Source organism: Saccharothrix sp. S26 (assembly GCF_021390395.1).
GTDB lineage: Bacteria > Actinomycetota > Actinomycetes > Mycobacteriales > Pseudonocardiaceae > Actinosynnema.
The window spans coordinates 34,368-59,901 of the sequence record NZ_JAJUWT010000024.1; the positions used below are offsets into that span (position 1 = coordinate 34,368).

Annotated in this window: 20 protein-coding genes and 1 tRNA gene; 15 read left to right on the top strand and 6 right to left on the bottom strand. The window is 71.8% G+C overall.

Going from position 1 to position 25,534, the window contains the following annotated elements; genetic code table 11:
• The first annotated feature begins 3 nt into the window (after positions 1 to 3).
• From LZG04_RS32485 to LZG04_RS32505, 5 genes are all read left to right on the top strand, one after another.
• The gene (locus tag LZG04_RS32485) at positions 4 to 984 is read left to right on the top strand and encodes a carbohydrate ABC transporter permease (RefSeq protein ID WP_233824287.1); all 981 of its coding nucleotides are present in this window, start codon (positions 4 to 6) and stop codon (positions 982 to 984) included.
• The gene (locus LZG04_RS32490; protein WP_233824290.1) at positions 981 to 1,838 is read left to right on the top strand and encodes a carbohydrate ABC transporter permease; all 858 of its coding nucleotides are present in this window, start codon (positions 981 to 983) and stop codon (positions 1,836 to 1,838) included. Before LZG04_RS32485 ends, LZG04_RS32490 begins: the two co-directional genes overlap by 4 nt.
• Complete coding sequence (locus LZG04_RS32495; protein ID WP_233824293.1) at positions 1,835 to 3,103, top strand: 6-phospho-beta-glucosidase; 1,269 nt, start codon at positions 1,835 to 1,837, stop codon at positions 3,101 to 3,103. Before LZG04_RS32490 ends, LZG04_RS32495 begins: the two co-directional genes overlap by 4 nt.
• Entirely contained in the window at positions 3,100 to 4,113 is a 1,014-nt protein-coding gene (locus LZG04_RS32500) for a BadF/BadG/BcrA/BcrD ATPase family protein (protein ID WP_233824295.1), read from the top strand. Before LZG04_RS32495 ends, LZG04_RS32500 begins: the two co-directional genes overlap by 4 nt.
• A 176-nt stretch (positions 4,114 to 4,289) precedes the next feature.
• On the top strand, positions 4,290 to 5,054 hold the full coding sequence (locus tag LZG04_RS32505) for an SGNH/GDSL hydrolase family protein (protein WP_233824299.1): 765 nt from the start codon (positions 4,290 to 4,292) through the stop codon (positions 5,052 to 5,054).
• Between the two features lie 199 nt (positions 5,055 to 5,253).
• Here the strand turns inward: LZG04_RS32505 and LZG04_RS32510 are convergent, their stop codons facing one another.
• Positions 5,254 to 8,040 (bottom strand): AfsR/SARP family transcriptional regulator, encoded by a 2,787-nt coding sequence (locus LZG04_RS32510; RefSeq protein ID WP_233824301.1) that lies wholly within the window; start codon positions 8,038 to 8,040, stop codon positions 5,254 to 5,256.
• 188 nt (positions 8,041 to 8,228) lie between these two features.
• Between LZG04_RS32510 and LZG04_RS32515 the strand changes: the two genes are divergently transcribed.
• The 3 genes from LZG04_RS32515 to LZG04_RS32525 all read left to right on the top strand — a co-directional run bounded on the left by LZG04_RS32515 (position 8,229) and on the right by LZG04_RS32525 (position 11,659).
• Positions 8,229 to 9,269 carry an ADP-ribosylglycohydrolase family protein gene (locus tag LZG04_RS32515; RefSeq protein WP_233824303.1) on the top strand — a complete coding sequence of 347 codons (1,041 nt, stop codon included), beginning with the start codon at positions 8,229 to 8,231 and terminating at the stop codon, positions 9,267 to 9,269.
• A 297-nt stretch (positions 9,270 to 9,566) separates the two neighbouring features.
• Positions 9,567 to 10,265, top strand: coding sequence for a response regulator transcription factor (locus tag LZG04_RS32520; RefSeq protein ID WP_233824305.1), 699 nt, complete (start codon positions 9,567 to 9,569; stop codon positions 10,263 to 10,265).
• Positions 10,262 to 11,659, top strand: coding sequence for a cell wall metabolism sensor histidine kinase WalK (locus LZG04_RS32525; protein ID WP_233824307.1), 1,398 nt, complete (start codon positions 10,262 to 10,264; stop codon positions 11,657 to 11,659). Before LZG04_RS32520 ends, LZG04_RS32525 begins: the two co-directional genes overlap by 4 nt.
• Here LZG04_RS32525 and mgrA read toward each other — a convergent pair.
• Positions 11,656 to 12,684, bottom strand: coding sequence for an L-glyceraldehyde 3-phosphate reductase (mgrA, locus tag LZG04_RS32530; RefSeq protein WP_233824309.1), 1,029 nt, complete (start codon positions 12,682 to 12,684; stop codon positions 11,656 to 11,658). The two genes, LZG04_RS32525 and mgrA, sit on opposite strands and share 4 nt — an antisense overlap.
• 78 nt (positions 12,685 to 12,762) lie before the next feature.
• Positions 12,763 to 13,200, bottom strand: a complete 438-nt coding sequence (locus LZG04_RS32535; protein ID WP_233824311.1) for a hypothetical protein — start codon at positions 13,198 to 13,200, stop codon at positions 12,763 to 12,765.
• A 388-nt stretch (positions 13,201 to 13,588) separates the two neighbouring features.
• Here LZG04_RS32535 and LZG04_RS32540 point away from each other — a divergent pair, with 388 nt between their 5' ends.
• Positions 13,589 to 15,187 carry a vWA domain-containing protein gene (locus tag LZG04_RS32540; protein WP_233824313.1) on the top strand — a complete coding sequence of 533 codons (1,599 nt, stop codon included), beginning with the start codon at positions 13,589 to 13,591 and terminating at the stop codon, positions 15,185 to 15,187.
• 108 nt (positions 15,188 to 15,295) lie between these two features.
• Here the strand turns inward: LZG04_RS32540 and LZG04_RS32545 are convergent.
• Positions 15,296 to 15,368 (bottom strand) — tRNA-Thr (locus LZG04_RS32545).
• A gap of 280 nt (positions 15,369 to 15,648) precedes the next feature.
• On the opposite strand from LZG04_RS32545, the gene LZG04_RS32550 reads away from it, so the two are divergent.
• The 3 genes from LZG04_RS32550 to otsB all read left to right on the top strand — a co-directional run bounded on the left by LZG04_RS32550 (position 15,649) and on the right by otsB (position 21,168).
• Positions 15,649 to 16,986 (top strand): threonine/serine exporter ThrE family protein, encoded by a 1,338-nt coding sequence (locus tag LZG04_RS32550; protein ID WP_233824315.1) that lies wholly within the window; start codon positions 15,649 to 15,651, stop codon positions 16,984 to 16,986.
• Between the two features lie 155 nt (positions 16,987 to 17,141).
• A complete protein-coding gene (locus LZG04_RS32555) occupies positions 17,142 to 18,566 on the top strand; it encodes a trehalose-6-phosphate synthase (protein ID WP_233824317.1) in 1,425 nt (474 codons plus the stop codon).
• Positions 18,567 to 18,633: 67 nt separating this feature from the next.
• Positions 18,634 to 21,168: a trehalose-phosphatase gene (gene otsB, locus LZG04_RS32560; protein ID WP_233824319.1), complete on the top strand. Its 2,535-nt coding sequence runs from the start codon at positions 18,634 to 18,636 to the stop codon at positions 21,166 to 21,168.
• Between the two features lie 50 nt (positions 21,169 to 21,218).
• Here otsB and radA read toward each other — a convergent pair whose 3' ends face one another.
• Positions 21,219 to 22,583: a DNA repair protein RadA gene (radA, locus tag LZG04_RS32565; RefSeq protein WP_233824322.1), complete on the bottom strand. Its 1,365-nt coding sequence runs from the start codon at positions 22,581 to 22,583 to the stop codon at positions 21,219 to 21,221.
• A 136-nt stretch (positions 22,584 to 22,719) separates the two neighbouring features.
• Positions 22,720 to 23,481: a hypothetical protein gene (locus LZG04_RS32570; protein WP_233824325.1), complete on the bottom strand. Its 762-nt coding sequence runs from the start codon at positions 23,479 to 23,481 to the stop codon at positions 22,720 to 22,722.
• Between the two features lie 347 nt (positions 23,482 to 23,828).
• Between LZG04_RS32570 and LZG04_RS32575 the strand changes: the two genes are divergently transcribed.
• From LZG04_RS32575 to ispF, 3 genes are read left to right on the top strand one after another with little or no spacing between them, the layout of a single operon-like run.
• On the top strand, positions 23,829 to 24,317 hold the full coding sequence (locus LZG04_RS32575) for a CarD family transcriptional regulator (protein ID WP_012782996.1): 489 nt from the start codon (positions 23,829 to 23,831) through the stop codon (positions 24,315 to 24,317).
• A gap of 32 nt (positions 24,318 to 24,349) precedes the next feature.
• Positions 24,350 to 25,060 carry a 2-C-methyl-D-erythritol 4-phosphate cytidylyltransferase gene (gene ispD, locus LZG04_RS32580; RefSeq protein WP_233824332.1) on the top strand — a complete coding sequence of 237 codons (711 nt, stop codon included), beginning with the start codon at positions 24,350 to 24,352 and terminating at the stop codon, positions 25,058 to 25,060.
• The gene (ispF, locus tag LZG04_RS32585; protein WP_233824335.1) at positions 25,057 to 25,530 is read left to right on the top strand and encodes a 2-C-methyl-D-erythritol 2,4-cyclodiphosphate synthase; all 474 of its coding nucleotides are present in this window, start codon (positions 25,057 to 25,059) and stop codon (positions 25,528 to 25,530) included. Before ispD ends, ispF begins: the two co-directional genes overlap by 4 nt.
• Positions 25,531 to 25,534: the final 4 nt, after the last annotated feature.

A 25,534-nucleotide genomic window follows, 5' to 3' on the forward strand; every position in this document is an offset into this window, starting at 1 on the left:
GCGATGACCGCCACGCTGGAGCGCGTGGACGTGGCGCGGACCGCCCCCGCCAAGGGGCGGTCCCGTGCCCGCGCCCGCCACCGCCTGACCGTCCTGGCGCTCATGGCGCCCGCGACGCTGGGGTTCGCGTTGTTCTTCGGCTACCCGCTGGTCGCCACGATCGGGTTCTCGTTCACCAAGTACGACCTGATCAACGCGCCGGAGTGGGTCGGCTGGGAGAACTACGCCTACATGTTCTCCGACAAGCTGTTCCGCACCGCCGTCTACAACACGCTGTGGTTCGTGGTGGTGCTGACCGCGGCACGGGTCGTGTTCGCCCTGGGTGTGGCGTCCGTGATCGCCCGGTTGAAGTCGGGCGTCGGGCTGGTGCGGACGTTGTGCTACCTGCCCTCGTTGGCGCCGCCCGTGGCCGCGACGCTGGTGTTCTTCCTGGTCATGAGGCCGAACGAGGGGCCGCTGGACGCGTTCCTCGGCTGGTTCGGGGTCGACGGGCCGTTGTGGTTCGCCGACCCGGTGTGGGCGAAGCCGGGCATCGCGGCGGTGGTGCTGTGGGTGTCGGGCGACCTGATGATCATCATCCTGGCCGCGATCCTGGACGTGCCGCAGGAGCAGTACGAGGCCGCCGAGCTGGACGGCGCGGGACCCGTGCGCCGGTGGTGGCACGTCACGCTGCCGACGATCTCGCCGGTGCTGGTGTTCGGCGTGGTCAACTCGATCATCCTGGCGTTGCAGCTGTTCACGCAGGCCGTGGTGGCCGGTTCGGCGGCCAGCGGGTCGGCCGACGTGACCGGGTCCACGAAGGTGCTCGGCTTCCCCGAGAACTCGACGCTGACCTTCCCGATGTGGCTGTACACGCAGGGGTTCCGGTACTTCGACATGGGTTACGCGGCGGCGATGGCGACGGTGCTGTTCGTGATCTCGTTCGCGGCGACCGCGCTGTTGGTGCAGCGGATGCGCAGGGCTTCCCACCAGGAGGAGCGATGACGGCGGCTGCCGCGGTGGTGCGGCCGGTGAGGTGGCGCAAGGGCCTGGACTGGGTCGCCGTGCACAGCCTGGGATTGGCGCTCGGGCTGATGTTCACGTTGCCGGTCGTGTTCGTCTTCCTCACCGCGGTCATGTCGGACGACCAGGCGTTCACCAAGGACCTGTGGCCGCGCGAGTGGCACTGGGGCAACTTCGTGGAGGTGTTCGACCAAGCACCGCTGCTCAAGTACCTGGGCAACAGCCTGCTGTACTCCTCGCTGGCCACGGCGGGGATGCTGGTCTCGTCGATCCCGGCCGCGTACGCGCTGGCCAAGCTGCGGTGGCGTGGCCGCGACGTCGTGTTCCTGCTGGTCGTGGGCGCGATGATGCTGCCGCCGCAGGTCGTGGCCGTGCCGCTGTACGACACGTGGTCGAGCCTCGGGCTGACCGGCACGCTGTGGCCGTTGATCGCGCCCTACTTCCTGTTCGACGCCTTCTCCATCTTCCTGCTGCGCCAGTTCATCCTGACCATCCCGCAGTCCTACGTGGACGCGGCCCGGGTGGACGGGTGCGGCGAGTTCCAGGCGCTGCTGCGGATCGTCGTGCCGATGGCGCGGCCGGGCATCGCGGCGACCGCGCTGTTCTGCTTCCTCTACACCTGGAACGACTACTTCGGACCGCTGCTCTACACGAGCGAGAAGCCGGACCAGTGGACGCTGTCGTTGGCGCTGTCGACCTTCAAGGGCATGCACCACGTGCAGTGGAACCTGGCGATGGCCGTCACGTTGCTCATCATGCTCCCGGCGATCGTGCTGTTCGCGTTCGCGCAGCGCTCGTTCGTCAGGGGCATCACATTCACGGGGGTCAAGGGGTGAAGCTGACCGTGGTCGGCGGCGGGTCGACCTACACGCCGGAGCTGGTCGACGGGATCGCGGGGCGGCGCACCAGCCTCGCGGTGGACGAGATCGCGCTCGTGGACCCGGACCGGTCGCGGCTGGCCGTCGTCGGGGCGTTCGCGCAGCGCCTGCTGGAGCACGCCGGGCACCCGGCGAAGGTGACGACCACGTCCGACCTGGCGCGGGGCGTCGACGGCGCGTCGGCGGTGTTGTTGCAGCTCAGGGTGGGTGGTCAGGCGGCACGGGCGTCGGACGAGACGTTCCCGCTCGCGTGCGACTGCGTCGGGCAGGAGACGACCGGCGCGGGCGGGCTCGCCAAGGCGCTGCGGACCGTGCCGGTGGTGCTGGACATCGCCCGGCGGGTGCGGGAGGTGGCGGGCGACGCGTGGATCGTGAACTTCACCAACCCGGTGGGGATCGTGACGCGGGCGTTGCTGGCCGAGGGTCACCGGGCGGTCGGGCTGTGCAACGTGGCGATCACGTTCCAGCGGTGGACGTCGGCGTTGCTCGGGGTCGAGCCGGACGCCGTGCGGCTGGAGCACGTCGGGCTCAACCACCTGAGCTGGGAGACGGGCGTGTTCGTCGACGGCGTGGACCGGCTGCCCGAGCTGCTGGAGCGGCACGGCGACGCGTTGGCCGGGCACATCGGGCTGCCGGCGGCGCTGATGCGGCGGCTGGGGATGGTGCCGTCCTACTACCTGAAGTACTTCTACGACCACGACGAGGTCGTGCGCAGGCAGAAGACGGAGCCGCCGCGGGCCGAGGTGGTGGCCGGGGTGGAGAAGGAGTTGCTGGACCTGTACGGGGACGTGGGGGTCGTGACCAAGCCGGAGCAGTTGTCGCAGCGCGGTGGCGCGTACTACTCGGAGGCGGCCGTGCAGTTGGTGCACGCGCTGACCGGGGGCGTCGGCGCGGAGCAGCACGTGGTGAACGTGCGCAACGGCGGCACGCTGCCGTTCCTGCCCGCGGACGCGGTGATCGAGGTGCCCGCGGTGGTGGGCGGTGACGGCGCGACCCCGCTGCCGGTGCCGCCCGTGCCGCCGACGGTGGCCGGGTTGATCGCGCACGTGACGGCGTACGAGCACCTGGCGTTGGACGCGGCGGTGCGCGGTGGGCGTGACCGGGTGGCGGACGCGTTGCTCGCGCACCCGTTGATCGGGCAGCACGCGGTGGCGGAGACGCTGGCGGACGAGCTCGTGGCGCGCAACGCCGACCACCTGCCGTGGGCGAGGGGATCGGCGTGACCGACCGGGTGCTCGCCATCGACGGCGGGAACAGCAAGACGGCCGTGGCGCTGGTGGACACCGACGGGCGGGTGCTCGCCCGGGTGCGCGGGCCCGGCGCGTCGCCGCAGAACGTCGGGCTGGAGCGCAGCCTGGAGGTGTTCGACGGGCTGGTGCGCGAGGCGGCACGCGCGGCGGGCGTGGCGGACGGGGGGTTCGTCGCCGCGCACACGGCGGCCTACCTCGCCGGGGCCGACCTGCCCCAGGAGGAAGAGGACTTGCGGGCCGCGATCGAGGCGCGCGGGTGGTCGGCGGCCACCGTGGTCGGGAACGACACGTTCGCCCTGCTCAGGGCCGGTACGACCGACGGCATCGGGGTGGCCGTGGTGTGCGGGGCGGGGATCAACTGCGTCGCGGTCGCACCGGACGGGCGGACGCACCGGTTCCCGGCGTTGGGGCGGATCTCCGGGGACTGGGGCGGTGGCGGGCACATCGGGTCGGAGGCGTTGTGGCTCGCGGTGCGGGCCGAGGACGGTCGCGGTGAACCGACGGCGCTGCTCGACGCGGTGCGCGCGCACTACGGCACGGCGACATTGGCCGAGGCGGTGCAGCGGCTGCACCTCGCCGAGGTGGAGTTCGACCCGCACGCCCTGTGCCCGCTGTTGTTCGAGGTGGCGGCCGGGGGCGACGCGGTGGCCCAGGCGGTGGTGGACCGGCTGGTGGAGGAGGTCGTGCTGCTGGCACGGGTGTCGTTGACGCGGTTGGAGCTGCTGTCGGAGCCGGTGGACGTGGTGCTCGGCGGTGGGGTGCTGACCGGGACCGGTCCGGTGGTGGTCGAGGCGGTGGCGCGGCGGTTGGGTGAGGTCGCGCCGGCGGCTCGGGTGCGGGTGGTGGACGTGCCGCCGGTGGTGGGGGCGGCGTTGTTGGGGTTGGACGCGGTGGGCGCGTCGGCGGGGGCGGAGTCGAGGTTGCGGGAGGCGTACGAGGGGTCGGCGGCGGGGGCCGGGTCGGGGGCGGTCGTGCGGCGGTGATGTGCGACGCACTCCGGTGATGGAACCCGGTGAATCACCCATTGCCGACACTGGTTCACACCAGCGGGTGACACCTTGGTAACAGCGTTGCCAACCGACGGTGGCGTAGGGCCGTCTTGGCGTTGCATGCTGGTCTGCGCGGGTCATGGGGGTGCCGCGCGGAGTGGAGGGGACCTGTGGAGGGACTGGACAGTTTCGTCGCGGTGGGGGACAGCTTCACCGAGGGCATGGACGACCCCGCGCCGAACGGGACGTACATGGGGTGGGCCGACCGGCTCGCCGCGATGATCTCGGCCAGGCAGCAGGGCTTCCGGTACGCGAACCTCGCGATCCGGGGCAAGATGCTGCAGGAGATCGTCGACGAGCAGGTCTCGCTGGCGGTGGCGCTGAAGCCGAAGCTGGTCACGCTGTGCGGCGGCGGCAACGACATCCTGGTGCCCGGCAGCGACGCGGACGCGCTGGCCGAGGTGTACGAGATCGCGGTGGCCGACCTGCGGGCGGCCGGCGCGGAGGTGCTCATCTTCACCGGGTTCGACCCGAAGCACACGCCGTTGCTGCGGTCGTTGCGCGGGAAGATCGCGATCTACAACAGCCATTTGTGGTCGGTGGCCGAGCGGTACCACTGCAAGGTGGTCGACCTGTGGTCGATGACCGTGCTGCACGACCGGCGGGCGTGGAGCGAGGACCGGTTGCACCTGTCGCCCGAAGGGCACCGGAGGGTGGCGCTGCGGGCGGCCGAGGTGCTGGGGTTCGAGGCGGAGGAGCCGTGGAACACCCCGTGGCCGCCATTGGTGGACGAGGATTGGATGACGCAGCGGCGGCACGATTTGAAGTGGGCGCGCGAACACGTGATGCCGTGGATCGCGCGGCAGTTGCGCGGTGAGTCGATGGGTGACGGGTTGGCGCCGAAAAGGCCCGAGTTGTTGCCCGTGTGCGATTGAGTCCGACCCGATGGGTTGGTGGCGGGTCCGTTGTGGGGTGCAATAGGGCTGGCCGGCGCTCTCCCCCGAACGCCGGCCAGCGATGGGTGACTTCCCCCCTGGTTCCCCCTACCAAGAGCCACCCGGTGCGCCGACCGCGACTCGGTGATCAGCGCGCCTCCAAGTTCCCACGACTTCGCCGGACCGTGCTAAACAGCGGCTAAACCTCAGAGGTCAAGGCTTCAAGAGCCGTTCGGACCAACATCGCGCGCGGGGAGCCCAGGCGTACGAACAACCGTAGCGATTCCGCCAGTTCCGCTTGCGCGGCGACCCGTTCGCCCCTTTTGGCGAGAACCGTGCCGAGCACCTGGCGGCCGAACGCCTCCTCGAACTGCATGGAGCCGCCGCGGGCCAATTCGACGCCTTGTCGGGCGTGGTCCTCGGCTTCGGTCAACAGGCCCAGTTCGGCGTAGAGCTCGGCCAGGTTGTTCACCGCGACGGCGTACGCCCGTTCGTCGCCGTTGCGGTGGTAGATCTCCATGGCCAGGAATTGGTGTTGGGCGGCCGTTTCGCGTTGGCCGAGGCGTTGTTCGACCTGGGCCAGGTTGTTGAGCACGGTCGCTTCGCCCAGGGCGTCGCCGTCGCGTCGGGCCAGGTCGACGGCTTCGCGGTGGTGGGCCAGGGCTTCCTCGACCCGGCCTTCGGCGACCAGGGCCAGGGCCAGTTGGTCGAGGGTCATCACGAGGTAGCGCGGTTCGCCCAGGTCCACTGCGATCCGGTGGGCCAGGCGGGCCTGGTCCAGGGTGCCGCGCAGGGCTCCGGCCCTGTTGTTGATGTCGTGCATGGCGTGCAGGACGAGCATCTCGCCGCGCCGGTCGCCGATCACCCGGGCCGAGGCCAGGCCGAACTCGGCGATGCCGTGCCACTCGCGGCCGACGAGCCTGGTCACGCAGTAGGTGTGGACCAGGCGGACCAGTTGCCAGACCTGTTCGTGCAGGCCCACTTCCGAGCCCGCGTGCACCAGGGCGATGAGGTTGGACCACTCCTTGTCGAACCAGGACAGCGCCTGCGACGAGGTGGCCGGTCGGGGTGCGGTGGACTCGCCGGTGAAGTCCAGGCCGTCGGACGCCGGTCTGATCAGGCGGCGGGCGTGGTCGCAGGCGGCGAGGTAGTGCGACATCAGGCGGCGCAGGCCGCACTCCCGGTCCTCGACCACGCCGCGCGCGTACAGGCGGACCAGGTCGTGCAGGACGAAGCCGCCGCGCCACTGCTCCACCAGCAGGTGGGCGTCGGCCAGGTCGGCCAGGCGGGCGGCGGCGGTGCCCAGGTCGATGTCGCAGACTGCGGCGATGGCGTGCGGGCTCACCCACCGGCCCGGCACGAGGCCGGCGGCGCGGAACGTGTCGGCCAGTTCCGGCGGCAGGTTGCGGTACGACACCGCCAGGGCCCGTTGCACGCCGGTGTCGGCGAGGTCGAGGGTGCGCAGGCGCACCTGGTCGTCGGAGAGCTGCGCCACCAGGTCCTCTACCGTCCACTCGGGACTGAAGACGAGCTTGGCGGCGGCGATCCGCAGGGCCAGCGGGAGGTTGCCGCACAGCTCCACGAGCTTGCGGACGGCGGCGGGCTCCTGGTCGGAGAGCGGTTTGCCCGCGACCTCGTCGACCAGGCGGGTGGCTTCGTCGTCGGACAGCGTGTCCAGCGTGAGCATGCGCGCGCCGTTGCTGACGACCAGCGATTCGAGGCGTCGGCGGCTGGTCACCAGCACGACCGAGCCCGCGCCCGGCGGCAGCAGCAGCCGCACGTGGCCGGGGTCCCAGGCGTCGTCCAGCACGACCAGGACGCGGCGCTTGGCCAGCACCGAGCGGTAGAGGCCGACGCGGTCGTCCAGATCCCTCGGCACGCCGTCCGCGGGCACGCCCAGGGCCAGCAGGAACCGGGCGAGGACCTCGGCGGGCTCGACCGGGTCGCGGTCGGGGGCGAAGCCGTTGAGGGACGCGAACAGCAGGCCGTCCGGGAACTGCTCGGCCCGGCGGTGGCCCCACGTGACGGCCAGCTCGCTCTTGCCGATGCCGGGCGCGCCGTTGACCACGACGATGGTGGTCGCGGCCGGGTCGCGCCCGTCGCACAGGCGGTCCAACCAGGCCAGTTCCTCGTCGCGACCGATGAAACCGGTGGCCGCGGCGGGCAACTGGGCCGGCACGACGACGCCGGGGCGCGGTGGCACGAGGGCCGGTTCGGCCAGGCCCGGCGAGCTGAGGGCCGGGTCGTCGCGCAGCACCTGCTCGTGCAGCACGCGCAGGCCGGGGCCGGGGTCGATGCCCAGCTCGTCCACGACGCGGCGGTGGAAGCGCTGGTAGGCGTCCAGGGCGTCGGCGCGCTGCCCCGACCGGTACAGCGCGCGCATCATGTGGCCGACCAGGCGTTCCCGGAACGGGTACTCGGTGACGAGCTGGCGCAGCTCGCCGACGAGCTCGAGGTGGCGGCCCAGTTCCAGCTCGGCCTCGATCCGCTCCTCCACTGCGGCAAGCCGAAGCTCCTCCAGGTCGGTCGTGACCGGGTCGCCCGGCACGTCGGCCAGCACCTGGCCCCGCCACAGGCCGAGCGACTCGCGCAGCAGCTGGGCCCGGATCGGCGCGGGCTTGCCGCGCGCGCTCGACACGAGCTGCCGGGCCCGGTGGAAGTCCAGCCGCCACGGGTCCACCGACAGCTGGTAGCCCGGCGGCGTGGTGAGGATGCGCGCCGAGCCCGCCGGGTCGGCCTCCTCCAGCATCCGGCGCAGCCGCGACACGTAACCGTGCACGATCGTCCTGGCCGTGGCGGGCGGCTCGTCGACCCACAGGCTGTCCACGATCTCGTCGATCGGGACGACCCGGTTGGCCTCCAGCACCAGCATCGCGAGCAGGCCGCGCATCCCCTTGCGGCCGATGACGAGCTGTCGGCCGTCCGCGAGCACCTGCAACGGTCCGAGGACGCCGAACTCCAGCCCGCTCTTGCTCCGGTCAGCCATGCCCCTCCCCCGCCTCGTGCGCTACGGCTCGGTCACTGGATCAGGTGCGCCGGGAGGGCCGTTGGATACCTGTGAGTAAATGTTGCTTGCTCAACTAGCCGTGCTCGGCATGACCGGACGGGCGGCCGACGGCTAGGGTTTTGGCCCCGGACGTCCCGGCCGAGTTCTGGGCGAGTGCAGGAGGGCAAGTGCCGCGCGAGCCGATGAACGTGGTCGACCGTGGCGCGGCGTGCCTGTTGGGCGGCGCGCTCGGTGACGCCCTCGGCGCGCCGATCCAGTACCTGGGGTGGGCGGACATCCAACGCGACCACGGCCCGGAAGGCGTCCTCGCGCCCCCGCGCCCCGCGCTGGTCACCGACGACACGCAACTGACCCTGTTCACCGCCGACGGCTACCTGCGGGCGTGGGTGCGCGGGCAGACCACCGGCGAGTGGGAGCCGGTCGAGGTCGTCTGGCAGAGCTACCGGCGGTGGTTGGTCACCCAGCAGGTCGCCGCGCCCGAGCCGGACGCCGTGGGCCTCGTGGGCGACGAGCGGCTGTACTCCAGCCGGTCACCCGGCCTGACGTGCCTGCGCGCCCTGGCCGCCGACACCCCGCCCACGCCCGAGCAGCCGCACAACGACTCGTCCGGCTGCAACGGCGTCACCCGCACCGCGCCGGCGGGCTTCGCGCCGAGCGCCGAGATCGCCTACGACCTGGGCTGCCGGTTCGCCGCGCTCACCCACGGCGGCACCGGCGGCTGGGTGTCCGGTGGGGCGTTCGCCCTGCTCATCCACCTGCTGGCGGTGCGCGGCCGGCCGATCCGGGAGGCCGTGGACCAGGTCATCGGACGGGTGCTGCGCGACGACCCGTACACCGCCAACACCCTCAACCGGGCCGTCGTGTTCGCCGACGAGCACCGGGCGCTGGGCTTCGACTCGGTCCGCGTCGACCGCCTGGGCAGCGGCTGGACGGGCCCGGAGGCGCTGGCGATCGCCGTGCACACGGTGCTGGTGTACCCGAAGCGGGCGCAGTTCGTGGACGCCCTGCGCGCGGCGGCCAACCACTCGGGTGGCAGCGACGCCACGGCGGCGTTGACGGGCAACATCCTGGGCGCCCTGCACGGCACGGCGGCGTTGCCGCGCGACTGGCTGGCGGGCCTGGAACTGGTCGACCTGCTGACCGAGGTGGGCGCCGACCTGGGCCGCTCGGTCACCGGCCAGGAGTTCGACTTCGCCCGCTACCGCTGAAGACGAGTGAAGCCGGCCTCGGCACGCACGTTCCCGAAAGCGTGCGACCGAGGCCGGCTCTCCACGCGATCTGCGCAGGAACACGCCCCGAGCGCGGACCCCGGCTGACCTGGCCGTGGAGCGGGAAAACCCGTGGCGGAACCGTAGCAGAGCGCATGTGAGTCATCACACCCGGCCCACCCCTTCGTCCTAACGGGACGCCGAGCGCGCTGCGGCGGCTGTCGGGAACCTGTCGACTCGCTGTCGACCGGACGGTCGCTTCCGGCTCGTCGCGCGGGCGTGTCGCACCATGGGGGCGTGGACAAGGGCACTTCGGTTCGGCTGCTCGTGGTGGACGACGAGCCGCACATCGCGGACCTCGTGGCGACGGTGGCGCGGTACGAGGGATGGCAGGCGGTGACCGCGGGCAGCGGTGAGGCGGCGTTGCGGGCCGCGGAGGACTTCCGGCCCGACATCGTGGTGCTCGACCTGATGCTGCCCGACCTCGACGGCTTCACCGTGCTGGACCGGCTGCGGTCGGCCGGGGCGATGGTGCCGGTGGTGTTCCTCACCGCGCGGGACGGCACCGCGGACCGGGTCGCGGGGCTCACCCGCGGCGGTGACGACTACCTGGTCAAGCCGTTCTCGGTGGAGGAGCTGATGGCACGGCTGCGGGCCGTGCTGCGGCGCTCGACCGGGCCCACGTGGAAGCGGTCCGTGCTGAAGGTGTCCGACCTGGCCCTGGACGAGGACACCCGCGAGGTGCGCCGGGGCGGGAAGCTGGTCACGCTCACGCCCACCGAGTACGAGCTGCTGCGCTACCTGATGCGCCGCTCGCCCGCCGTGCTGACCAAGGCGCAGATCCTCGACCACGTCTGGGAGTACGACTTCGGCGGCCGTTCCAACGTGGTCGAGCTGGTCGTCTCGCACCTGCGGCGCAAGCTGGCCGACGGCGGTGAGCCGCTGATCCACACCGTCCGCGGCGTCGGGTACGCGCTGCGCCGAGCCGCGCGGTGACGCGCCGCCGCCTGCGCCTGGGCACCCGCCTCGCACTGGGCCTGGGCGCGCTGGCGCTGGCGGTGTTCGCGGTCGTCGGCACGGTGATGGCCCGCAGCATGCAGGAGTACCTGGAGCACCGGCTCGACGCGTCCATGGAGAGCACGCAGGTCTCGCTGAAGAAGGACTTCGCCGACAGCGGCACGGTCAAGGGCAAGGCGTACGGCTGGTACTCGGTCGTCTACGACGTGCGCGACGGCACGGCGACGCCGAAGAACCGCGAAGACCTGCCCGCCGACGCCGACGAGCTGGCCGCCGTGGCGCTCGCGGTCGACGGCCGCTCGCCGGTGTACCGGACCGAGTACCTGCGCGGCGACGGCACGTACCGGCTGCGCGGGTGCGCGGTGTCCGACGGCGTGGTGCTGGTCAGCGCGGCCCCGATGAACGACATCACCACCACGGTCCGGCAACTGGTGATCGTGGAGGTGGCCGCGTTCCTGCTCGCGCTGATCGCGTTCGTGGTGATCGGCCGGGCGGTGCTGCGGCGCGGGTTGCAGCCGTTGAGCGACATGGCGCGCACCGCGCACGACATCACCTCGCACGACCTGACCGACTCGGCCCGGCTGCCGGTGCGCGCCGAGGGCGGCAACGGCGGCGTGGAGGTCGAGGAGCTGCGCACGGCGTTCAACACGATGCTGGACCACATCGACACGTCGCTGGCCGCCCGCACGGCCGCCGAGCAGCGGTTGCGGCGGTTCATCGCGGACGCCTCGCACGAGCTGCGCACGCCGTTGACCTCGATCCGGGGTTACGCGGACCTGTTCCGGTACGCGGCGGCGAACGCGCCGGCCGAACGCGAGGCGCACCTGGAGAAGCTGCGGTCGGAGGCGGCGCGGATGAGCGTGCTGCTGGACGACCTGCTGCTGCTCGCCCGGCTGGACGCCGCGGAGGTGGAGACGCCGTTGCGCCTGGCCGAGGGCGACCTGGTGGCGTTGGCGCGGGAGGCCGCGGACGCCTTCCGGGTCGCCCACCCCGCGCACCCGCTGGCGCTGACCGTGCCGGACGGGCCGGTGCGGGCGGCGTTCGACCCGCTGCGGCTGCGGCAGGTGGTCGACAACCTGCTCACCAACGCGGCCGTGCACACCCCGGCGGGCACGTCGGTCTCGTTCACGGTCTCGGTGCGCGAGGGGTCGGCCGTGCTGCGCGTGGCCGACACCGGCCCGGGCATCCCGGCCGCCGACCGGTCGCGCATCTTCGACCGGTTCTACCGGGTGGACGACTCGCGCACGCGCGACCGCGGCGGCAGCGGGCTGGGGCTCGCGGTGGTGCACTCCCTGGTCGCCGCGCACGGCGGCACGGTGGAGCTGACCAGTCGGCCGGGCTCCACCGCCTTCACCGTGACGCTGCCCCGCTAGCCCGCGTTCGAGGACTCCGCCCACAGGTCGATGCCCGAGTCGACCGCGTGCACGTCGATCTTCGCCAGCTCGTCGTCGGTCAGCGGCGGGCCGTCCAGGGCGGCGACATTGGCCTCCAACTGGTCGACGCTGCTCGCCCCGATGAGCGCCGACGTGACCCGTTCGTCCCGCAACGCCCAGGTCAGGGCGAGCTGCGCGAGCGACTGGCCGCGTGAGGCGGCGATCTCGTCCAGCGCCCGCACGTGCGCCAGGGTCGCCTCGCTGAGCAGCTCCTCGCTCAACGACTTGCCCTGCGTGGCGCGCGAGCCCGCTGGGACGCCGTCGAGGTACTTGTCGGTCAGCATCCCCTGCGCCAGGGGCGAGAACGCGATGCAGCCGACGCCGAGCTCGCCCAGCGCGTCGAGCAGGTCGTTCTCGATCCACCGGTTGAGCATCGAGTACGACGGCTGGTGGATCAGCAGCGGCACGCCGGCCGTGCGCAGCAGCTCCGCCGCCTCACGGGTCTTGGTCGCCGAGTAGGACGAGATGCCGACGTAGAGCGCCTTGCCCTGCTGGACCGCGCTGACCAGCGCGCCGACCGTCTCCTCCAGCGGCGTGTCCGGGTCGAACCGGTGCGAGTAGAAGATGTCGACGTAGTCGAGGCCGAGCCGGGACAGCGACTGGTCCAACGAGGACAGCAGGTACTTGCGCGAGCCCCACTCCCCGTACGGCCCCGGCCACATGTCGTAGCCCGCCTTGGTGGAGATCACCAGCTCGTCGCGGAACGGCCGCAGGTCGTCGGCCACCATCCGGCCGAAGTTGACCTCCGCCGAGCCGTAGGGCGGCCCGTAGTTGTTGGCCAGGTCGAAGTGCGTCACGCCGAGGTCGAACGCCCGGCGCACGATCGCCCGCCCGGTCTCGTAGGGCCGGTCGTCACCGAAGTTGTGCCACAGCCCGAGCGACACGGCGGGCAACCTGAGCCCGCTGCGCCCGCACCGCCGATAGGTCATCCGGTCGTATCGAGAGGCGTCTGGGAGGTAGGCCACCTGCCCACCTTGGCACGCGCGGCTGCTGTCCGCGGCTCGAACCGAGCGCGTCCCGGCCCGAGCCGCGAGCTTGTGCCCCTACCTTCCGAGGCTCAAGCTCACGCGTCCCGACTTGGCGTCCTCGACCTTGTACGACACCTTCCCCCGGTGCGACACCTCGACCTGGTAGATCTCGTCCCCGAGCGGCACGTTGCCCACCGTGAACTCGAACACGCAGGAGCCCGCCGAGTACTGGGCGTTGTACAGCCGGCCGAGTCCGACCGCCTTGCCGGCAGCGTCGTAGACGGTGACCTGGGAGCCTTCGTAGATGTCGTCGTACCCGCGGTAACCGGCGCACTCGCCGCTGGACGTGACCGAGGTCACGCCGTCGTTGAGGCTCAATGTGCCTCTCAGCTCGAACGCGGTAGGCACGAACGTGGATGTCGCCGTGACGGGTGCCGCAGTGCTGTCACCACCTCCGAACGCCCACACCGCACCGGCGATCACGAGGACGCCGGCGATCACGGCACCGAACACCACGGCCACCTTGCGTCCCGATACCGCCACCGGGACGGGTGTCGGTTCGACGCTGGGAGCGGCAGGTAACGCGGGCGGCTGATCAGGCTGGGTCATGGCGGTTCTCCGAGGCGGTGGCGGCTCTGTGCCGGCTTGTCGCGCGTCGCCCACTCGGCGTTACGCCGCTCCGCCACATGCCATCGGAAGAGAACCGTTCGTGCTGACGGCGTCAGGCCACCTCCCCACCTCGGCACGCGCGGCTGCCGTTTGCCGGGTAGGGGGAGGGGACGAAGTTGCTCTTTTCGGACCGTATTCGGCCGATCGCCCCATCATCCGCCAGGTGTGCCCGGACACCGCTGTCCGAGCGCCCGGACCCCTGCGTCCGGACGTGCGAGCGAAAGAAGAACAGATGAGACCCTCACTCAGACGCGGCGCGCTGGTGGCCGTCGCCGCCCTGACCGCGTCCGCCGTCCAGCTCACCTCGCCCGCGGTCGCCGCGCCCGCGCCGGTGGCCGCGCCGTGCGGCCCCCTCGACGTCGCGTTCGTCCTCGACGACACCGGCAGCATGGGCGGCGCGATCGCCAACCTCAAGACCGGCATCAACTCCATCGTCGGCGACGTGATCACCGCGTCGGGCGGTGACTACCGGCTCGGCCTGGTCACGTTCAAGGACAACGTCACCGTGCACGCGAACTTCGCGCCCGGCAACGCGGCGGCGGTGACGAACTACGTCACCAACAGCCTCGCCGCGGGCGGTGGCGGCGGCGAGCCGGAGGCGTCCGACGAGGCCCTGAACACGGTGGTGAACACCCTGCCTGCGGCGGGCCGGCCGCAGAACGTCGACTTCAGCGGCGCGTGGCGGTCGAACGCGACGAAGTTCGTGGTGCTGGTGACCGACGCCCGGCCTGGCGGGTTCGACGACGCGCACACCGCCGCGGACGTCACCAACGCCGCCCAGCGGGCGAACGACGCGCTCGGCAAGGGCATCAAGATCTCGCCCGTGTACGTGCCGACGTCCTCGGCCTTCACCGCGACGATCACGCCGATCATGCAGAACTACGCCACGACGACCGGCGGCGTGTCCACGCAGACGACCTCCACGGGCGCGGGCACGGCGGACGCGATCCGCAAGCTGCTGTCGGACTGCCGGCAGACCGACGTGTTCATCCGCGACCAGGTCACCGACTCCGGCGCCGAGCCCAACCCGAACGGCACGGTGTGGAACAGCCCGGACATCAAGGTCTGCCCGACGCAGGCGGACTGCGCGGGCATCCAGCCCGTCGCCGGCGCGACCAACTACATCCACGTGAAGCTGAACAACACCTCGGGCCTGGGCACGAGCACCGGCACGCTCAAGGTCTACCGCACGCCCGCCGGCGGCGGCACGACGTGGAACAACGCCACCAACGGCGACTGGATCTACATCGGCGAGGAGACGCTGTCGGTGCCCGCGGGCGGCGCGGTGGCGAAGATCCCGTGGCCGAACATCCCTGGTCCGGGCCACTTCTGCCTGCTGGCGCGCTGGGTGTCGGCGACGGACCCGATGACGTTCGCCGAGGGCTCGAACACCGCGTTGAACACCAAGAACAACAACAACATCGCGTGGCGGAACTTCCAGACCGTGCGCGGCAAGGTGTTCGAGCCGGTGAAGTCCTGGTTCACCCTGGGCAACGCGACCGGGCGCGACGCCAAGACCGACCTCGTGCTGACCGGTGAGAAGCCGGTGGCGGGCACCGTGGTGATCGACCTCGGGCCGCGCCTGTTCGAGCGCTGGCGCGCCGCGGGCGGCCAGGCCGCGGGCCTCAAGCAGGTCGGCGAGACCGCGTTCCAGTTCGACCCGAAGCGGTCGGCGTTGATCGGCGTGCCGTTGCAGCCGGGTGAGCGGTTCACCGCCGAGCTCACGTTCACGCCGGAGGCACCGGGCGAGTACCTGACCAACCTGGTCCAGTTCATCGACGGCGAGGACCACGGCGGCGTGGCCTACCAGGTCATCACCGACCGGGGCTGACCCCGTCCGGGCGCGGCCCGTGCCGAGCGGGCACGGGCCGCGCCCGCTATGATCATGAAATCCGCCACCACGACCCCTGGTCTGCCCAGGTCGGGTCGAACGGCACGGAGCCGGTGGCGGGACTTGAACCCGCAACCTTTCGCTTACAAGGCGAGTGCTCTGCCAATTGAGCTACACCGGCTTGGCCCGGAGGCCGGGAACATCGTAAGCGCCCGCAGCGGGTGCCACCTGCGGCGAACGGTCTGCTCGCGGTGGGCCGGCGTTGGTCCGTCCGGAGGTCGCGGGTACCGTCCGGGTGGCCCCCGGAACCCGCAAAACCGCTGGCCAGCGGTATCAACAGTGTTGAACGCACGGTGATCGAATCACCTGGTCCAGGTACCTCGTCCAGGGGTGGTGCAGGACACAGCCTCGAATGTGACACGGTCGGGCGTGGCGGGGGCGGACGAGGGAGGTGACGGCGGGTGCGGCTGTGGCGCCGGCGGGCGCGGCACACCGAGCGGGCGCGACCGGTCGAGGGACCGTCCCTCCCGGACGACTCGACCGTCCACCTGGTGCTCGACCTGGCGCTGCGGGTGGGCGAGGCGCAGATGGCGGGCGGGGCCGGTGCGGCCGACGTGACGGCCACCATCCTGGCGGTCACCAGCGCGTACGGCCTGCCGCACACCGAGGTCGACGTGATCTACACGTCGATCACCGCCTCCTGCCACCGCGGCACGGAAGCCGCGCCCGTGACGTCCATGCGCGTGGTGCGGGGGCGCAGCGTCGACTACACCCGGCTCGCCGCCGTGGAGGACCTGATCCGGCGGATCACCTCCGACGGCGTCACGGCCGCGGACGCGTCCGCCGAGATCGAGCGGATCAGCCGCGCCGAGCACCCGTACCCGCGGTGGGTGGCCACGCTGGCGTGGGCGGGCATGGCGGCCGCGGTGGCGTTCCTGGTGGGCGGCGGTCCGGTGCCGGCCGCGACGGCGGCGCTGGTCACGGCGTTGATCGACCGGGTGGGCCGAATCCTCAACCGGCGCTCGCTGCCGTTCTTCTTCCAGCAGGTGGTGGGCGGCGCGCTGGCCACGGCGGTGGCGGTGGCGATGTACGCGACGGACCTGCTGCCGACCGTGCGGCCGTCGTTGTTGATCGCCACCGGGATCGTGGTGCTGCTGTCGGGCCTGTCGCTGGTCGGCACGGTGCAGGACGCCATCACGGGCTACAACGTCACCGCCGCCGGCCGCACGGTGGAGGTGGCGCTGCTGACCGCGGGCCTCATCGCGGGCATCGCGCTGACCCTGCGCGCCGGCGTGCAGCTCGGCGTGCGGACCAACATCGCCGACCCGCTGCCGCCGCTGATCTCGGACGTGCCGATGCAGTTCGCGGCCGGCGCGGCCACCTCGGCGTTCTTCGCCCTGGCCAGCTACGCCCCGGTGCGCGCGCTGCCGGTGGCCGCCGCCGCGGGCGCGGTGGGCACGGCCAGTTACGGCCTGCTCGCGCTCACCGGCACGAACGCCGTCGCGTGCGCCGCGGTCGCGGCCACCGTCGTGGGCTTCGGCGGCAAGATCGTCTCGCGTCGACTGCGCATGCCGCCACTGCTCGTCGCGGTGGCCGGGATGGTGCCGCTGCTGCCCGGCTGGACCACCTACCGGGGCCTGTACCAGCTGACCGCCGAGGGTGACGCGGCCGGCCTGTCGACCCTCGTGCTGGCCGCCGGCACGGCGCTCGCGCTGGCGAGCGGCGTCGTCCTGGGTGAACATTTGGGGCGTCCCGTCCGCACCGGCCTGGGCCGGCTCGCGGCCCGTTCCCGCCGCTGAGGACCTGAACACGGCGTTTCCACGTGAGATCGCCCACCTGACGGACTTTCGTCAAGTCAACCCAGTGTGACGGGAGTGACGACAGGGCATCCAACCTGCGCGTTCCCACTAACCTCGACGGTGGGCGAGACGAATCCCTTAGGAGGCGCTACCCGGTGAGCAGCATTGGCGAGAACGGCGCGGATTTCCTGGTCGTGGCCAACCGCCTGCCGGTTGACCTGGAGCGCCTGCCCGACGGCACGCAGCGGTGGAAGCACAGCCCGGGCGGCCTGGTCACCGCCCTGGAGCCGTTCCTGCGCACGCACAGCGGCGCGTGGATCGGCTGGCCGGGCATCGCCGACGCCGAGGTCGACGCGTTCGAGGAGGACGGCCTCCAACTGCACCCCGTGACGTTGAGCGCCACCGAGGTCGCCGACTACTACGAGGGCTTCTCCAACGGCACGCTGTGGCCGCTCTACCACGACGTGGTCGCGCCGCCCGCGTTCCACCGGCGCTGGTGGAACGCCTACGTGCGGGTCAACCAGCGGTTCGCCGACGTGACGGCGAAGGTCGCGGCCCAGGGCGCCACGGTGTGGGTGCAGGACTACCAGCTCCAACTGGTGCCGGCCATGCTGCGCGAGCTGCGCCCGGACCTGCGCATCGGCTTCTTCCTGCACATCCCGTTCCCGCCGGTCGAGCTGTTCATGCAGCTGCCGTGGCGCACGGAGATCATCCGCGGCCTGCTGGGCGCGGACCTGGTCGGCTTCCACCGGCCCGGTGGCGCGCAGAACTTCCTGTGGCTGGCCCGCCGCCTGGTCGGCCTGGAGCCCAGCCGCGGCGCGGTCGGCGTGCGCACCCGGCCCGGTGTCGTCCAGGTCGGCGACCGCACCGTCCGCGTGGGGGCATTCCCGATCTCTATCGACTCGGCGGGCTTGGACGCGCTCGCACGCGACAAGGAAGTCCAAAAACACGCGAAGCAAATTCGCGAAGACCTCGGGAATCCGAAGAAGATCTTGCTCGGTGTGGACCGCCTCGACTACACCAAGGGCATCGACGTGCGCCTGCGCGCGCTGCACGAACTGCTCGCCGACGGCCGCGTGGACCCGGGCGAGGTCACCATGGTGCAGCTCGCCACGCCCAGCCGCGAGCGCGTCGAGCACTACAAGCAGATGCGGGGCGAGATCGAGCAGGCGGTCGGCCGGATCAACGGCGAGTTCTCCACCGTGGGCCACCCCGTGGTCCACTACCTGCACCAATCGGTCAACCGGCGGGAGCTGACCGCCTTCATGACCGCCGCCGACGTCATGGTCGTGACTCCGGTGCGTGACGGGATGAACCTGGTCTGCAAGGAGTACGTCGCCACGCGCTACGACCTCGGCGGCGCGCTGGTGCTCTCCGAGTTCGCCGGCGCGGCGGCCGAACTGACGAGTGCCTTCCTCGTCAACCCCCACGACCTCGACGGCGTCAAGAACGCCTTGGAAGCCGCCCTCACGCTCGATCCGGCCGAAGGCCGCCGTAGGATGCGCGCGCTGCGCCGCCAAGTCCTCACGCACGACGTCGACCGATGGGCTCGATCGTTTCTTGATGCCTTGGGCGCGTAGTTCGCGATCTGAATCAGTTCAGATCACATTCCACCGACCTTGTCCCACCGAGCATTGAGGAGGGGCGTTGACCGCCGAGGCCCTCCCCGCCGAACTTCGTCGTGCGATCGTGCAGTTGGCACGCACACCGCGCCTGCTGGTCGCCTGCGACTACGACGGGACATTGGCTCCGATCGTGGCCAACCCAGAGGACGCCCGTCCGCTGCCCGAGTCGGTGGGCGCCTTGCGCTCCCTGGCCGGACTGCACGAGACGACCGCCGCGGTGATCTCCGGGCGCGCCCTGCGCGACCTGGCGACGCTGTCGCGGCTGCCGTCCGAGGTGCACCTGGTGGGTTCGCACGGCTCCGAGTTCGACGTCGGTTTCGTGCACGCGCTCGACGCCGACGCCAAGCAACTGCACCGCCGCCTGGAGACCGAGCTGGAAGGGGTCGTCGCCGGCCACGAGGGCGTCGGCCTGGAGGTGAAGCCCGCGAGCATCGCGGTGCACGTGCGCCGCGCCGACCCCGCCGTGGGCGAACGGGTCCTCGACGCCGTGCGCACCGGTCCGGCCACCTGGGACGGCGTGCAGGTCACCGAGGGCAAGGCCGTGATCGAGCTGGCCGTGGTGCAGACGGACAAGGGCCACGCCCTGGACGTCCTGCGGCACCGCGCGTCGGCGACCGCGGCCGTGTTCGTCGGTGACGACGTGACCGACGAGAAAGCGTTTGCCCGGCTGTCCGGGCCGGACGTCGGCATCAAGGTCGGCGACGGCGAGTCGCTGGCCGAGTACTCCGTCGGCGACACCCTCGACGTGGCCACCGTGCTGGCGTTCCTGCTGGAGGAGCGGCGGGCGTGGCTGCACGGCGACCAGGCCGTGCCGATCGAGCGGCTGACCATGCTCGCCAACGAGCGGTCGGTCGCGCTGCTGACCCCGGACGCCCGGCTGAACTGGCTGTGCCACCCGGAGCCGGACTCGGCGGCCGTGTTCGCCGACCTGCTCGGCGGCCCGGCCGCGGGCCACTTCTCGATCAAGCCCGAGCACGGCTCGCTGCCCCTGGGCCAGCGGTACGTGCCCGGCACGATGATCGTGGAGACCCGCTGGTCGCGCCTGCTGGTCACCGACTACCTCGACCACGACCTGGCCTCGCACCGCACCGACCTGGTGCGGCGCATCTCCGGCTCGACCAACGCGGTGATCACCTTCGCGCCGCGACCGGAGTTCGGCCAGGTGCCGGTGCGGCTGCTGCGCGAGCGCGACGGCCTGCGGGTCGTCGGCACCTCCGACCCGATGGTGCTGCGCTCGCCGGGCGTCGACTGGCAGATCACCTCCGACGGCATCCAGGAGACCGCGACGGCCGTCGTGCGGCCCCGCGAGGGCGCGCCGATCCTGCTGGAGCTGCGCTGCGGCACGGACGACCTGTCCGAGGCCACGCTCGGCGAGCCGGAGCGGCGGGCCAGGGCCGGCGCGTTCTGGTCCGACTGGGCCGCCACGCTCAAGCTCCCGGCCGTGGAGCCGGACCTGGTGCTGCGGTCGGCGTTGACGTTGAAGGGCTTGGTGCACCACGACACCGGCGCGATCATGGCCGCCGCCACCACCTCGCTGCCCGAGGAGCTGGGCGGCATCCGCAACTGGGACTACCGGTACTGCTGGCTGCGCGACGCGGCGCTGACCGCCCAGGCCCTGGTGTCGGTCGGCTCGCTGGGCGAGGCCGAGGCGTTCCTCGGCTGGGTCCACGGCGTGCTGTCGACCCTGCCGGGCCCGGAGCGCCTGCACCCGCTGTACACGCTCCAGGGCACCATGCTCGGCGCCGAGGCCGTCATCGACACCCTGCCCGGCTACGCGGGCTCGCGCCCCGTGCGCGTCGGCAACCTGGCCAACCAGCAGGTCCAGCTCGACGTCTTCGGTCCGGTGGTGGACCTGGTCGTGCAACTGGCCGACGCGCGCGGCTCGTTGACCGACAAGGACTGGCTGATGGTGCAGGCGATGGCCGAGGCGGTCGCCCGCCGCTGGCACGAGCCCGACCACGGCATCTGGGAGGAGCGGCACGCGCCGCGCCACCACGTGTACTCGAAGGTCATGTGCTGGGTCACCCTCGACCGCGCGGTCAAGCTCGCCGAGCGCTACGACCGCGAGATCGACCCGTCGTGGCCGGTGCTGCGCGACACCATCTCCAACGACGTGCTCAAGCACGGCTGGAGCGAGGAAGCGCAGTCGTTCACCACCGCCTACGACGGCGACGACCTGGACGCGGCCTCCCTGCACGTGGGCCTGTCCGGCCTGATCGACCCGACCGACGACCGCTTCCAGGCGACCGTCACCGCCATCGAGGCGGAGCTGCGCTCGGGCTCCACCGTCTACCGCTACCGGCGTGACGACGGCCTGCCCGGCGACGAGGGCGGCTTCCACCTCTGCGCCGCCTGGATGATCGAGGCCTACCTGCTCACCGGCCGCCGCACCGAGGCCGAGGAGCTGTTCGCCCAGATGGTCGATGCCGCGGGCCCCACCGGCCTGCTGCCCGAGGAGTACGACCCGATCGCCGAGCGCTCCCTGGGCAACCACCCCCAGGCCTACAGCCACCTCGGCCTGATCCGCTGCGCCCAGTTGCTGGCCGCCACCAGGTAAGCGAGCGCGTCCCGGAACCGGCGTCCCCTGCCCGGGTGACGCCGGTTCCGCTATTTCCGCAGCTTGAGCAGGTTCAACGCCTCGTGCAGGTCGTTGGCCACGAGCGCCCGCGTGCCCTGCGGCAGCGGACCGGCGTCCGGCGGCACGAGCGCCTTGGTGAACCCGAGCCGCGCGGCCTCGGTGAGCCGCCGCCCCACCCCGTTGACCCGGCGCAGCTCCCCCGACAGCCCGACCTCGCCCACCACCACCAGGTCGTGCGGCAACGGCAGGTCCGACGCCGCCGACGCGACCGCCAACGCCACCGCGAGGTCCACCGCGGGCTCGACGAGCCTCATCCCGCCCACGGTGGCGGTGAACACGTCCTTGTTGCCCAACCCGACCTTGCCCCGCTTCTCCAGCACCGCGAGCACCATCGCCAACCGCGCCGAGTCGAGCCCGCTCACCGCCCGCCGCGGCGCGGGCAACGCGGTCGGCGTGACCAACGCCTGCACCTCGCCCAACATGGGCCGCTTGCCCTCCACCACCACCGTCACCGCCGTCCCGGACACCGCCTGGTCCCGCCGGTGCAGGAACAACCCGGACGGGTCCGGCACCCCCGCGATGCCGTCGTCGCGCAACTCGAAGCACCCGACCTCGTCCGCCGGCCCGAACCGGTTCTTGACCCCCCTCAGCAGCCGCAACGTCGAGTGCCGATCCCCCTCGAACTGCAGCACCACGTCCACCAGGTGCTCCAGCACCCGCGGTCCCGCGACCGACCCCTCCTTGGTCACGTGACCGACCAGCACCACCGGCAACCCGCGTTCCTTCGCCACCGCGATCAACCCGGCCGTCACCGCGCGGACCTGGCTGACCCCACCGGGCGCACCGTCCACCGCGGGCGAGGACATCGTCTGCACCGAGTCCACGATCAGCATGCTGGGCTTCACCGCGTCGACCTGCCCGAGCACGGCGGAGATGTCGCTCTCGGCGGCCAGGTAGATCTCGTCGTGCAGGTTCCCGGTCCGATCCGCCCGCAACCTGACCTGCCCCGCCGACTCCTCACCGGTCACGTACAGGCATCGCCCGACCGACAACGCCCACTGGTGCGCGACCTCCAGCAACAACGTCGACTTCCCGACGCCGGGCTCCCCCGCCAACAACACCACCGCACCGGGCACGAGCCCACCACCGAGCACCCGGTCGAGTTCCAGCACACCGGTCGACACGGCCCGCGCCGACTCGATGTCCACCTGCGCGATGGGCCGCGCCTCGCTGCTGGGCGTGCCGGCGAGGAACCGGGGCGCGGCCGACACGCCCCGCTCCTCCACCGTCCCCCACGCCTGGCACTCCGGGCACCGCCCGACCCACTTCGCCACCTCGTGCCCGCACTCGGCACACCGGTACGTCGGCCTGGCCACCCGTGCTGTCTTCGCCACCCCCGGAGGCTATCCGCCACCACCGACAGCGCCGAAGATCCTCACCCCCGCGCGACAAAAAACAGGGGTCCCCTGGCCGGGGACCCCTGCTCCACAACGTCTTGGCGCGCTCAGCGCCTGACCGCGGCACTCACCTTCAGTGCTCCGACGGACCGTCCTCGCGCGGCTCCGGCGAGGCCCCGATCGGCAGCTGCAGGGTCACCTCACCCGCCTTCTCGAACAGGAACGTCACCCGGATCGTCTCACCGGGCCGCAGCGGCTTCTTGAGCCCCTTCAGCACGATCTTCACCGAACCGGGCTCGGTCGGGTCGACCGACGACGGCAGCTTCGTGCCCGTGGTCGGCGGTGCCGAGATGGACGTGCCACTGCCCGAAGTGGACGTCGCCGACCCCGAGGGGGTCGTGGTGGTCGTCACCGAACCGGACTCACTCGGCGCGGTGGTCGTCGTCGTCGCGTGAGCCTCCGACGACGAAGAGCCCGACGGCTTCGCCGTGGTCGACGTCGGGTGGCTGCCCGCGTCGTCCTGGTCCGCGCCGCTGAGGATGACCGACGCCGGCTCGAGCTTGGTGTCGCCGCTGATCTCGGCGGGCCCGGACGCGTCGCTGGTCACACCCAGCAGCTTGTCCGCCTCCGCGCCGTTGTTGGCGATCACGACGACGATCGGCGCGTCGTCGCCCTGCTCGTAGGAGCCGTGCGCCACCGGGAACAGGAACTGCGCGTCACGGACCGCGACGTCGCCCACCTGCCCGCTGGCCCCGTTGACGGCGGCCACCTGCGTGTCCGTCTGCGTGACCTGACCTGCGCTGCAACCTGCGGCGGCCAAGCCGAGGCCCGTCGCCAGGGCGGCCACGACGGCCAGGCGGCGCGGCGCTGGGGACTTCTGGAGTGCGCGACCCACGGCTGCTCGGATCCTTCCCGGTGTGCTGACGAGGCGGGTCGTACCCGGTAGTAACGGGTCCGACCACCAGTCCAGGAGCCTAACGGGGTGCCCCCGGACCTGCGGCATGTGGTGCCCCACAGGCCCCCCGCAGCACCCTCGCAGCCGCCCGGCACCGGCCCCCACACCCGCCCGCGAGGCTCCCACGCGCGTCCACAGTGGAGCAAGATCGACCTCGGGCGTTGCATGCGACCGGGTGATTTGTCAACCCCCCACGCGGCCCTGACCAGCGCTAACTGATCTCAACGGGCCGAAGAGGGGATTGCTCGGCGTGTTAGGATGGGGTTAGCGAAAGGGGCAGAGGACACATGGTTTTCAAGGTCGGAGAGACCGTCGTCTACCCGCACCACGGTGCCGCTCTCATCGAAGCAATCGAGACCCGTGTGATCAAGGGCGAGGAGAAGAAGTACCTCGTCCTCAAGGTTGCCCAGGGCGACCTCACGGTTCGCGTCCCCGCCGACAACGCCGAGATCGTGGGCGTTCGTGACGTCGTCGGCCAGGAGGGTCTTGACAAGGTCTTCGAGGTCTTGCGTGCTCCCCACACGGAGGAGCCGACCAACTGGTCCCGGCGGTACAAGGCCAACCTCGAGAAGCTCGCGTCCGGTGACGTGAACAAGGTGGCCGAAGTGGTGCGCGACCTCTGGCGGCGCGAGAAGGATCGCGGTCTGTCCGCTGGTGAGAAGCGGATGCTGGCGAAGGCTCGACAGATACTGGTTAGCGAACTGGCGCTGGCCGAGGGCACCGACGAGGACAAGGCTGAGGTCCTCCTCGACGAGGTCCTGGCTACCGCGTCCTGATCGTTCCACCCGACAACTCGGAAACCGCGAACATGGGTGTGGTCGCGCTCGTGCCCGCGGCGGGCCGGGGTGAGCGGTTGGGCTATGGCATGCCCAAGGCGCTCGTGCCGGTCGACGGCGTTCCGCTGCTCGTGCGTGCGGTGCGCGGTCTGTTCGACTCCGGCTGCGTGCGGCACGTCGTGATCGCCGCGCCGCCGTCCGATGTGCACGTTGTGAACACCGTCACCGCCCCGTTGGCCCCAGCCGACGGGGCGGTGCACGTCGTGGCCGGTGGCGCCGAGCGGTCGGACTCGGTGCGCCTGGCCCTAACGTACGCCTTGCGTGAGATCGGCGACACTTCGATCGTGCTCGTCCACGACGCGGCCCGGGCGTTCACGCCCAGCGCCGTGGTCAAGGCCGTGGTGGACGCCGTCGCCGCGGGTCACCCGGCCGTCATCCCGGTGCTGCCGGTCGCGGACACGGTCAAGCAGGTCGACGCCGACGGAGTGGTGGTCGCCACACCGGACCGCGCCGCGCTGCGGGTCGTGCAGACGCCCCAGGGCTTCGACGCCACCGTGCTGCTGCGCGCGCACGAGGCCGCGCACCAGGCGGGGCTCGGCGCGACCGACGACGCGGGCCTGGTCGAACGGCTCGGTGTGCCGGTCGTCACGGTGCCCGGCCACCCCGACGCCATGAAGATCACCACGAAGTTCGACCTGGCGGTGGCCGAGGCGCTGCTGGTCGGTGACGGAGGAGCCCCGTGATCCCCAGGGTGGGCATCGGCACGGACGTCCACCAGGTGGAACGCGGTCGCGAGTGCTGGCTGGCCGGCCTGCGCTGGGACGACGCCGACGGCTGCGCCGGCCACTCGGACGGCGACGTGGCCGCGCACGCGCTGTGCGACGCGTTGCTGTCCGCGGCGGGCCTGGGCGACCTGGGCGCGGTGTTCGGCACGAGCGACCCGCGCTGGTCGGGTCGGCACGGCGTGGAGTTCCTGGCCGAGGCGCGTCGCCTGGTCGAGGAGGCCGGTTACCGGGTCGGCAACGCGGCCGTGCAGGTCATCGGCAACGCGCCCAAGATCGGCAAGCGCCGCGACGAGGCGCAGCGGGTGCTGTCGGACGCGGTCGGCGGCCCGGTGTCGGTCAGCGGCACGACCACCGACGGCCTCGGGCTGACCGGGCGCGGCGAGGGCATCGCCGCGGTCGCGACCGCGCTGGTCGTGCCGCTAGCCTGAGGCC